Annotated in this window: 11 protein-coding genes; 5 read left to right on the top strand and 6 right to left on the bottom strand. The window is 70.3% G+C overall.

The genetic code is table 11. The annotated features are described in order from the left end of the window. Positions 1-1345, top strand: a 1345-nt coding sequence (locus OU415_RS37195) for an MFS transporter (RefSeq protein WP_408641995.1), incomplete at its 5' end; no start/stop codon positions are given. Positions 1346-1498: 153 nt separating this feature from the next. Next, positions 1499-2077: a peroxidase-related enzyme gene (locus OU415_RS37190; protein WP_270954435.1), complete on the top strand. Its 579-nt coding sequence runs from the start codon at positions 1499-1501 to the stop codon at positions 2075-2077. On the opposite strand, the gene OU415_RS37185 is transcribed toward OU415_RS37190, so the two are convergent. Beyond that, positions 2078-2530 (bottom strand): hypothetical protein, encoded by a 453-nt coding sequence (locus tag OU415_RS37185; RefSeq protein ID WP_270954434.1) that lies wholly within the window; start codon positions 2528-2530, stop codon positions 2078-2080. It lies immediately after the preceding gene. Positions 2531-2614: 84 nt separating this feature from the next. Continuing rightward, positions 2615-3109 (bottom strand): MarR family winged helix-turn-helix transcriptional regulator, encoded by a 495-nt coding sequence (locus OU415_RS37180; protein ID WP_270954433.1) that lies wholly within the window; start codon positions 3107-3109, stop codon positions 2615-2617. 85 nt (positions 3110-3194) lie between these two features. Here OU415_RS37180 and OU415_RS37175 point away from each other — a divergent pair, with 85 nt between their 5' ends. The 3 genes from OU415_RS37175 to OU415_RS37165 all read left to right on the top strand — a co-directional run bounded on the left by OU415_RS37175 (position 3195) and on the right by OU415_RS37165 (position 6853). Then, positions 3195-3929 carry an SDR family NAD(P)-dependent oxidoreductase gene (locus OU415_RS37175; protein WP_270954432.1) on the top strand — a complete coding sequence of 245 codons (735 nt, stop codon included), beginning with the start codon at positions 3195-3197 and terminating at the stop codon, positions 3927-3929. Between the two features lie 412 nt (positions 3930-4341). Further along, entirely contained in the window at positions 4342-5412 is a 1071-nt protein-coding gene (locus tag OU415_RS37170) for a tryptophan dimethylallyltransferase family protein (RefSeq protein WP_270954430.1), read from the top strand. A 67-nt stretch (positions 5413-5479) separates the two neighbouring features. Then, positions 5480-6853 (top strand): tryptophanase, encoded by a 1374-nt coding sequence (locus OU415_RS37165; RefSeq protein ID WP_270954428.1) that lies wholly within the window; start codon positions 5480-5482, stop codon positions 6851-6853. Between the two features lie 64 nt (positions 6854-6917). Here OU415_RS37165 and OU415_RS37160 read toward each other — a convergent pair whose 3' ends face one another. The 4 genes from OU415_RS37160 to OU415_RS37145 form a co-directional block, all read right to left on the bottom strand. After that, positions 6918-7454, bottom strand: a complete 537-nt coding sequence (locus tag OU415_RS37160; protein ID WP_408641994.1) for a GTP-binding protein — start codon at positions 7452-7454, stop codon at positions 6918-6920. Positions 7455-7512: 58 nt separating this feature from the next. After that, a complete protein-coding gene (locus OU415_RS37155; RefSeq protein WP_270954426.1) occupies positions 7513-7872 on the bottom strand; it encodes a DUF742 domain-containing protein in 360 nt (119 codons plus the stop codon). Between the two features lie 2 nt (positions 7873-7874). Next, a complete protein-coding gene (locus tag OU415_RS37150; RefSeq protein ID WP_270954424.1) occupies positions 7875-8279 on the bottom strand; it encodes a roadblock/LC7 domain-containing protein in 405 nt (134 codons plus the stop codon). A gap of 36 nt (positions 8280-8315) precedes the next feature. Then, positions 8316-9268: sensor histidine kinase (locus OU415_RS37145; protein WP_333779289.1), on the bottom strand; the 953-nt coding region annotated here is incomplete at its 5' end.

Raw genomic sequence — 9268 nt, 5'->3', positions numbered from 1 at the left:
AGAAGATCTTGTTGAACACCAGCGCGGCAAACCCCGCAAGGCCGCCCTCGCCGCGTGGATCGGCAGCGCCCTGGAGTACTACGACTTCTTCATCTACGGCACCGCCGCCGCGCTGGTGTTCAACAAGATCTTCTTCCCCGACTCCTCCCCCGCCGCAGGCACGCTGCTCGCGCTGGCCACCTTCGGCGTCGGCTACCTGGCCCGGCCGATCGGCGCGTTCGTGCTCGGCCACATCGGCGACGTCTTCGGCCGCAAGCGCGTCATGGTGCACACCGTGCTGCTGATGGGGGTGGCGACCGTGCTGGTCGGCTGCCTGCCCACCTACCAGCAGATCGGCGTCGCCGCACCCGCGCTGCTGGTCGCGCTGCGGCTGCTGCAGGGCTTCTCGGCCGCCGGGGAACAGGCCGGCGCCAACTCGATGTCGCTGGAGCACGCCCCGTCGCACCGCCGCGCCTACTACACCAGCTTCACGCTCAGCGGCACCCAGGCCGGGCAGATCCTGGCGACCGCGGTGTTCCTGCCGGTGGCGGCACTGCCCGAGGAGCAGCTGCTGAGCTGGGGCTGGCGGGTGCCGTTCTGGCTCAGCGCGGTCGTGGTGGTCGTCGGGCTGGTGATCCGCCGCAAGCTCGACGAGACCCCGGTGTTCGAGCAGGAGATCGCGGGCGGGACCAAGCGGGCCAAGACCCCGCTGGCGCCGCTGTTCCGCGACCACTGGGCCGACGTGCTGCGGGTCGTGGTGGCCTCGGTGATCGCCGCGGTGAGCACCATCTTCACCGTCTACGCGCTGAGCTACGCGGTGAACACGGTCGGCCTGGAGCGGAGTCCGATCCTGTGGGTCGGGGTGATCGCCAACGTCGCGGCCTTGATCACGATCCCGCTGTGGGCCCGGCTCGCCGACCGGATCGGCCGCAAGCCGGTGTTCATCGGCGGTTCGCTGGGCTGCGCGGCGCTGATGGCCGCCTACCTCTGGTCGCTGTCGACGGGCCACTACCCGCTGATCTTCCTGACCGGGATCCTGATGTTCGGCGTCGTCTACAGCGCGACCAACGGGATCTGGCCCGCCTTCTACGGCGAGATGTTCCCGGCCCGGGTCCGGCTGTCCGGCATGGCCGTCGGCACCCAGATCGGGTTCGCGATCGCCGGATTCGCCCCGAGCATCGCCGAAGCCATCGGCGGCGGCCGGGACGGCTGGGTGAACGTCGCGCTGTTCACCGCGGGCCTGTGCGTGCTCAACGCGGTCGCGGTGGCCACCGGGCGGGAGACCCACCGGGTACCGACCGAGGAACTGGGGCTGAAGCCGCCCAAAACGAACGGCGAGGCGCAGCGGAACGCAGTGAGCGTCTGACACCGGAGGCCGGGGTGCCCGCACCCCGGCCTCCGTCCATTGTGGAGCTGTCTCGATCCGGCCCCCGCCGTTGCCCGGCGGGGGCCGATGCCGATCGGAACCGAAATTTCCGGGGCTCGCGGTGGCGCTGGTCCGGGTAATACCGTGCCGGGCATGAGTGATGAGATCAGCCGGTTCGGTTCGGTGCAGCTCGCGGATCTTCCCGAGGATCTGCGGGAGCGCATCGGGGCCCTGGCGGAGAAGTCCGGATTCGTGCCCAACGTCTTCCTCGCGATGGGGCACCGGCCGGACGAGCTGCGCGCGTTCTGCGACTACCACGACGCGCTGATGGAACGCGATTCCGGCCTGACCAAGGCCGAGCGGGAACTGGTCGTGGTCGCGACCTCGGCGGCCAACCACTGCACGTACTGCATCGTCGCGCACGGCGCGATCCTGCGGGTGCGCGCGAAGGACTCCCAGCTGGCGGACCTGGTGGCCGCCAACCCGTGGGGCGCTCAGCTGGACGACCGGCGCCGGGCCATCGTGGACCTGGCGCTGGCGCTGTCCCAGGACTCAGCGCTCTTCGGCGAGCACGACCTGACCGCAGCGCGCGAAGCAGGCCTGTCCGAGGACGAGATCTGGGACATCGGTGCGATCACCGCGTTCTTCGCGATGTCCAACCGGATGGCGCACCTGATGGCGCTGCGGCCCAACGAGGAGTTCTTCCTGATGGGCCGCGTGCCCAGGAAGTAGTCAGCGGCGGACGCCGGGACGACCGCCCGGGCGCTGCTGCGGCCGGCCCTGCCCACCGCGCGGCGGGTTCGCGGCGCGGGTGGCGCCGCCTCGCGGGGCTCCGCCGCGAGCAGCGGCGGGGCGCCCCTGCGGGGCCTGGCGCGCGGGCCGGCGGGCCGGTTCACGGCGGGGGCGGTCGTCGGCGTCGCCGAAGAAGTCGTCGTCATCGCGCGGGGCGCGGCGCGGCTGGCGCGGCGCGGCCGACTTGTTGCGGCTGTTCACCCAGAGGTCGAAACCGAGGATGATCAGCGCCCCCACCAGCAGCAGCAGGCTCAGCTCGTAGATCTGAAACAGGATCACGACCAAGAGCGCCAGCAGCAGCATCGGCACCACGGGGATCCAGCAGAACTTGTCGATCCGGCTCAAGATCCCTGAGTTGCCCGCGGAACCGCCGCGGTCCGCGTCACGTGCCATCGAGACTCTCACTTCCACTCTGCTCCCCGGCCGCTGAAGTCTACCGGAGCAGGTGACGCCGAGTTCCCGCGGCGCGGCGGAGGGTCAATCGCTGCTCATGTGCCCCAGCAGTTCGCGCAGCAGCCCCTCCAGCTGCCGGCGGTCTCCGGTGGACAGTCCGGACACCAGCCGGCGCTCCCGGCCGATCAGCACCTCGATGTCGTGCTCGATCACCTGGTGGCCGTGCCCGGTGAGCTCCACGGCCACGGTCCGCTTCCCGGAGGCCGACCGCTGGGTCCGCACCAGCCCGGCGTCCTCGGCCCGCGTCACGCGCTGCGTGATCGCACCACCGCTGACCAGGCATTTCTCCGCGATGTCGGCCGGGCTGAGCCGGTAGGGCGCACCCGCGCGGCGCAGCGTGGCGAGCAGGTCGAGGGTGGCGCTGTCGATGCCCAGCTCGGCCAGCGCGCGGCGGCGCTCGTCGATGATCAGCTTTGCGATGCGCAGGATCCGGGCGATCACCCCGATGGAGTCCACCGGCATGTCCGGCCGCTCCCGCGCCCACTGCTCGACGATGCCGTCCACCGCGTCGGCGTTCATGGGCGCAGTCTAGCCCGGTTGTCTTTAGGCCTAAAGAGTGGCTAGCATCGGCTACGTCTTTAGACCTAAAGAACTAGGAGGGAACATGTCCCGCAACGCAGTCGTCACCGGCGGCGGCACCGGGATCGGTCGCGCCGTGGCAGCACGACTGGTGGCGAACGGCGACCAGGTGGCAGTGCTGGGCCGGCGCCCGGACAAGCTCGCCGAGACCGTCGCCGAGCTGGGCTCGTCGGCGCGCGCCGTCCCGGTCGACGCCACCGACCCGGCAGCGGTCCGGGCCGCCGCGGCCGAACTCCCCGACCGGATCGACGTGCTGGTCAACGCGGCGGGCGGCAACACCGACCTGCCCAACGGCGCTCCGGCGGCCGACGACCTCGAAGCGGTGCGCGCCTCCTGGGCGGCGAACTTCGAGGCGAACGTGCTCAGCGCCGTGCTCGTGACGCAAGCGCTGCTGCCCCGGCTCGCCGACCACGCGCGGATCGTCAACCTCGGCTCCGTGACCGCGCGGTCCGGGCAGGGCAGCTACGGCGCGGTCAAGGCGACGCTGGAGCCGTGGACCTCCGAGCTGGCCTTCCAGCTCGGCGCGCGCGGCATCACCGCCAACGTCGTCTCCCCCGGGCCGACCGAGGGCACGGACTTCTTCCGCGGCGGCGACTTCCCCGCCGCACGGCGCGAATTCGTCGAGTCGCGGGCCGCCGACGGGCGCCTCGGCCGGGTCGACGAGGTGGCCGCGCTCGTCCACTTCCTCGCCTCGCCGGAGGCATCGCACATCACCGGGCAGGTCCTGCACGTCTCCGGCGGGATGCACCTGGGACGCTGAACCGGCCGCAGTGGACCGATCGACCCGGTCGATCGGTCCACCCGGGACACCACGACGTCCTCGAACGAACGATGAATCCCGGAGCACCCGTCCGACAAGTCGACGTGAACTCCGAGCCCGACCGAATCGGACAGGATTCCGATGCGGTTCACCCGATTGCGAACAACGCCGAACCTGTAACAAACCGAATTCCGAATCGGAATCACCGTTCCATCACGAATCGATCTCATCCGAAGTGTCCAATGGTGCCCGCATGACGCACTTGACCTGCGCTGTGCACCGGCAAAAGTAAGAGATGCCGAAGATCACGCCAGTGGACCTGGCATGTCCGGAACGCACGTATTAGCGTGACCGCGCCTCAGGCTGTGCGAGGGGCATGCCACGGATTCGAGTCACATGGATCGGGGTTTCCATGAGTCCTGCCGAGAGAACGCTGGGCGAGTTAACGAAAAAGCAGTTGCAGAACCTCTGCGACGTCATCGGCATAGACAAGAGCACGCCTCCGCACCTCGTCGGCGAAATGCTCGGACCGGTCGCCAACCGCTCGCTGTCCGAACCGCCGCTGTGGCCCTCCGGCGTCGCCGACGACGCGAGCCCGGTGGAGTACTCCGTCCAGTTCGAGAGCAACGGCGCCCGGCACCTGCGGATCCACCTCGAGCGGCTGGCCGAGAACCCCAGCCCGGTGGCCAACCTGCAAGCGTCCAAGGACCTCGTCGCGGAACTGGCCGAACGCCACGACCTGGCCCTGGAACGCCTGGAAGCCGTGCAGGACCTCTTCACCTCCGAACAGCCCCAGAGCTGGTTCTCCTGGGCGTTCTCGCTGATCTTCGACACCCGCGGCAACCCGTCGTTCAAGCTCTACTTCAACACCGACATGCACGGTGAGGACGCCGCGCCGGAGGTTGTCGCCGAAGCCTTCGACCGGCTGGGCATGCCGAACGCGTACGACCTGGTCACCAACCACGCCCTCCGCCGCGAAGGGCTGGACCTGCCGACGTTCTTCGCCATCGACCTCGAGCACAGCGAGCAGGCGCGGGTCAAGCTCTACGTGCGGCAGCTCAACGCCCGGGCCGCCGACGCCGAGCTCGCCGCCAGCGCGGTGCCCGGCATCGACCCCAACGCGGTCCGCGAATTCTGCTCGGTGCTGGCCCCGGGCACCGAGGTCTTCGACCGGCGGCCGCTGATGTCGAGCTACTCCTTCGTCTCAGGCGACCTGGACAAGCCCAGCAACTACAGCCTCTACCTGCCGATCCGCGACTACGTCCCGCACGACGGGGTGGCCCGCGACCGGGTCGCCCAGCACCTGCAGCGCCTCCACCTCGACCCCGCGGCGCTCGACGGGTCCCTCAACGCGCTCACAGATCGCCCGCTGGACGCCCAACCCGGACTGCTCGCGCACATCTCGCTGCGGCTCAGTCCGAACCAGACCGGAACGTCGCTGTACCTCTCGTCCGAGGCCTACGGCGGAACCGTCCAGAACTAGGCGAACCCCCGAGCCGCCGGGCACCCCGCCCGGTCAACCCGTCAGAGAACCGTAGGGAGCACCCCGCATGCCGCATCTCCGGCCCTTCGTGTCCGCCGTCGTGCGCCCCATCCCGATCACCACCCGGGAGGAGCGCATCGCCGAGCTGGACCGCGCCGGCCACAACCCGTTCAACATCCGGGGCGACAAGGTCAGCATCGACCTGCTGTCGGACTCCGGCACCGGCGCGGTGTCGACCGACCAGCAGGCGTGGGCGCAGCGGGCCGACGAGCGGTACGCCGGGGCCGACTCCTGGTTCCGGTTCCGCGACGCCGTCCGCGACGTCGTGCCGCACGAGCACGTCCTGCCCGTGCACCAGGGCCGGGCCGCCGAGCGGGTGCTGTTCGGCGCGCTGATCGGGCCGGGCGACATCAGCCTCAGCAACATGCACTTCGACACCACCCGGGCCAACGTCGAGCGCATCGGCGCCGAGGCCCGGGACCTGCCCAGCCCCGAGCTGTTCGACATGGCCGGCGACGCACCGTTCAAGGGCAACATCGACGTCGAGGCGGTCAAGGCCGTCCTCGCCGGTCCGGACGGCTCCCGGGTCAAGCAGATCGTCGTCACCATCACCAACAACGGCGGTGGCGGCCAGCCGGTGTCGATGGCCAACCTCGCCGAGATCCGCGCGGTGGCCACCGAGCACCGCGTGCCGCTGGTGCTCGACGCCGCGCGGTTCGCCGAGAACGCCTGGCTGGTCACCCGGCGGGAGCCCGGCTACCAGGACTGGAGCCCGCGCGAGGTGGCGCGCAAGGCGTTCGAGTTCGGCGACGCCGTGGTCGCCAGCCTCAAGAAGGACGGGCTCTCGCACGAGGGCGCGTTCATCGCGGTGCACGACTCCGAGCTGGCCGACCGCTGCGAGGTCGACGTCATCGCCACCGAGGGTTTCCGCACCTACGGCGGCCTGACCGGGCACACCCTGGAACAGCTCGCGCAGGGCCTGCGCGAAGTGCTGGACCCGAACTACCTGGCCGACCGGGAACACGAAGCCGGGTTCCTGGCCGACCGGCTGCACGCCGCGGGCGTGGAGACGGTCCGCCCGACCGGGCTGCACGCGGTCTACGTCAACGCCGGTGCGCTGCTGCCGCACCTGCAGCCGCACCACCTGCCCGACCACGCGCTCACCTGCGCGCTGTACCGGGAAGGCGGCATCCGGGCCGCGGGCGGGGCGCTGTTCCTCGGCGAATTCGACGAGAACAACGAGCTGGTCACCCCGCCGCCGTTCGAGCTGGTCCGGTTGGCGCTACCGCGCCGCGTCTACGACCGCAGCCACATGGAGTACGTCGCCGACGTCCTGGGCGAGATCGCCAAGAACCCCGAGCAGGTTCCCGGCTACCGCCTGACCCACAACCCGGAGGTGCTGCGGCACTTCCGCTGCCGCACCGAGCCGATCGAGCCCTGATCCCCGACGCGACGAGGGGCGCCTGGAATCCCGTTCCAGGCGCCCCTCCCCGCTCTCGCGAGTCCTATGTGGACGGAAGCTTGTCGATCGCCCGCTTCACCAGGGTGAGCAGCGTCGTCTTGGCCAGCTCCCGGTCCCGCGCATCGCACATCACGATCGGCACGTCCGGCGAGATGGTCAGCGCCTCGCGCAGCTCCTCCGGCTCGTAGTGGTAGGCGTCGTCGAAGACGTTGACGGCCACCACGAACGGGATGTCGCGCCGTTCGAAGAAGTCGATGGAGGCGAACCCGTCCTCCAGCTTGCGGGTGTCGACCAGGACCACGGCACCGGCCGCACCCAGCGCCAAGTCGTTCCACAGCGGCCAGAACCGGTCCTGCCCGGGCGCGCCGAACAGGTACAGCACGATCTGCTCGGAGATCGTGATGCGCCCGAAGTCCAGCGCCACCGTCGTGGTCGTCTTGCGCTCGACACCGGTGACGTCGTCCACGCCCTCGCTGACGACCGTCATCTCCTCTTCGGTGGTCAGCGGCGGGATCTCGCTGACCGCGCCGACCAGCGTGGTCTTGCCCGCACCGAACCCGCCCGCGATGACCAGCTTCACCGGGATCGGCGCCGACTCGGCCCCGGATCCGCCTGGGACGGAACGACTTTCGACCAGACTAGAGTCTGCTAAGGCCACGGTACACCTGCTCCAAGATCTCTCGGCTGACTTCGGTACGAGGCGAGCGCACGAAGACGGCGCCGTGGTCCAGCAGGTCGCTGCACAGGACCCGGACCACGCCCACCGGCTGCCCCAGCAGCACGGCGAGCTCGGCCAGCGACACCGGGCGCGTGCACGCGTCCAGGATCCAGCCGTGTTCCGGGGTGAGCTCCAGCCGCAGCGGCTCCGGGCGCGGCTCGTCCGTCAGCACCTGGCTGGCCGTGTCGAGCCGCGTTCTCCCGGTCGGCGTGCGACCGCGCGTGATCGTGTAAGGACGGACGATCGGGCCCGCCTCGTCGTCGTACCACGCCTCGTCCACCGTCAGGTCCTTTCGCGCGTTTCCCTGGGGGCGGCCGACAGGAAGCTGCCGACGCGGGTGATGAGCCGTCCCATCTCGTACGCCACGAGCTCGATGTCGGCGTCGGACGAGCACAGCACCGCCAAGCACGCCCCGCTGCCGGCAGCGGAGACGAACAGGAAGCCGTGCTCCATCTCGACGTGGGTCTGCGCCACCTGCCCGCGACCGAAGTCCTTGCTGACGCCCTTGCCGATGCTGCGCATGCTCGACGCCGCGGCTGCCAGCTTGTCGGCGGAGTCGCGGTCCAGGTCGACCGACTTGGCGATCACCAGGCCGTCGTTGGACAGCACGACTGCGTGGTCGGCACCGTGCACGCCCTGCACGAAGTCGTCCAGCAGCCAACTCAGTTTCGACGCTGTTTCGGTCATGGCCACCTCACACACACTTGCTTCTCGTCTGGTCTCTCAGGAGCGGTCGGCCGGCTCGTCGCCGAATCCGCCGCGGAACGCCCGTCGGAACCCGGCCAGCTTGCTGGGCGTGGCGACGACGTCCTGATCTTCCTGATCTGGATCATCGCGCAGGCCGTCCGCGAGGTTGCGCTGCGGGACCCGCTTGGGCAGCGGCGGCCGGCTGCTCTTCGGCTTCTGCTCCTCGGGCTGCGCCGCCTGCTCCACCTGCGGCGGCGCGGCCGGGGGCGGCTCTGGCGCGGGTGCCGGGTCCGACTGCGGCCACTCGTAGGTCGTGTCGACCGGCTTCGGGGCCGGCGTGTCGGGCTCGTCGGTCATGACCCCATTCCAGCTCAACTCGCGCGGCTTGGGCACCGCCGGGAGCTCGTGTCCCACGCCACTCCGGACCGCCTGGTTCGGCGGCAGGGTCAGCGGCCCGCTGCCGTTGCTCGAGGTCACCGAGGTGTCGGCGTCCAGCAGGCGGTCCGGGATCAGCACCGTGGCCCGGGTTCCGCCGTAGGCCGAGACGCCGAACTCGACGGCGATGTCGCGGCGGTGCGCCAGCCGCGCCGCGGTGAACAGGCCCAGCTGCTCGGCCTTGTTGCTCTCCAGCACCAGCCGGTCGAACTCCGGCGGCGCGGACATCATCGCGTTGGCCCGGCCGCGGGTCTCCTCGTCCATGCCCAGGCCCTGGTCGGCGATGTCGATGGCGACACCGCGCGCGACCTCCTTGGCGTCCACCTGCACCTGGGTGTTCGGCGGCGAGAACGCGGTGGCGTTGTCGATCAGCTCGGAGATCAGGTGGATGGTGTCGCCGACGGCGGCGCCGTGCACCATCATCTTCGGCACGTGCCCGACGACCACCCGCGAGTACTGGTCGATCTCGGAGATCGACGAGCGCACCACGTCGATCAGCGCGACCGGGCGGCTCCACCGGCGGCCCGGCTGCTGGTCACCGAGCACCAGCAGGT

This window comes from Saccharopolyspora oryzae, from assembly GCF_027853915.1.
GTDB classification, from domain to species: Bacteria; Actinomycetota; Actinomycetes; order Mycobacteriales; family Pseudonocardiaceae; genus Saccharopolyspora; species Saccharopolyspora oryzae.
The sequence above is the reverse complement of the archived record's forward strand: the minus strand, read 5'-3'. Positions and strand labels throughout refer to the sequence as shown.

What these genes read in the sequence shown, in the direction of transcription:
- OU415_RS37190 (WP_270954435.1), top strand. Translation starts at nt 1,499, where the DNA reads ATGAGTGATGAGATCAGCCGGTTCGGTTCGGTGCAGCTCGCGGATCTT.
- OU415_RS37185 (WP_270954434.1), bottom strand. Translation starts at nt 2,530, where the DNA reads ATGGCACGTGACGCGGACCGCGGCGGTTCCGCGGGCAACTCAGGGATC.
- OU415_RS37180 (WP_270954433.1), bottom strand. Translation starts at nt 3,109, where the DNA reads ATGAACGCCGACGCGGTGGACGGCATCGTCGAGCAGTGGGCGCGGGAG.
- OU415_RS37175 (WP_270954432.1), top strand. Translation starts at nt 3,195, where the DNA reads ATGTCCCGCAACGCAGTCGTCACCGGCGGCGGCACCGGGATCGGTCGC.
- OU415_RS37170 (WP_270954430.1), top strand. Translation starts at nt 4,342, where the DNA reads ATGAGTCCTGCCGAGAGAACGCTGGGCGAGTTAACGAAAAAGCAGTTG.
- OU415_RS37165 (WP_270954428.1), top strand. Translation starts at nt 5,480, where the DNA reads ATGCCGCATCTCCGGCCCTTCGTGTCCGCCGTCGTGCGCCCCATCCCG.
- OU415_RS37150 (WP_270954424.1), bottom strand. Translation starts at nt 8,279, where the DNA reads ATGACCGAAACAGCGTCGAAACTGAGTTGGCTGCTGGACGACTTCGTG.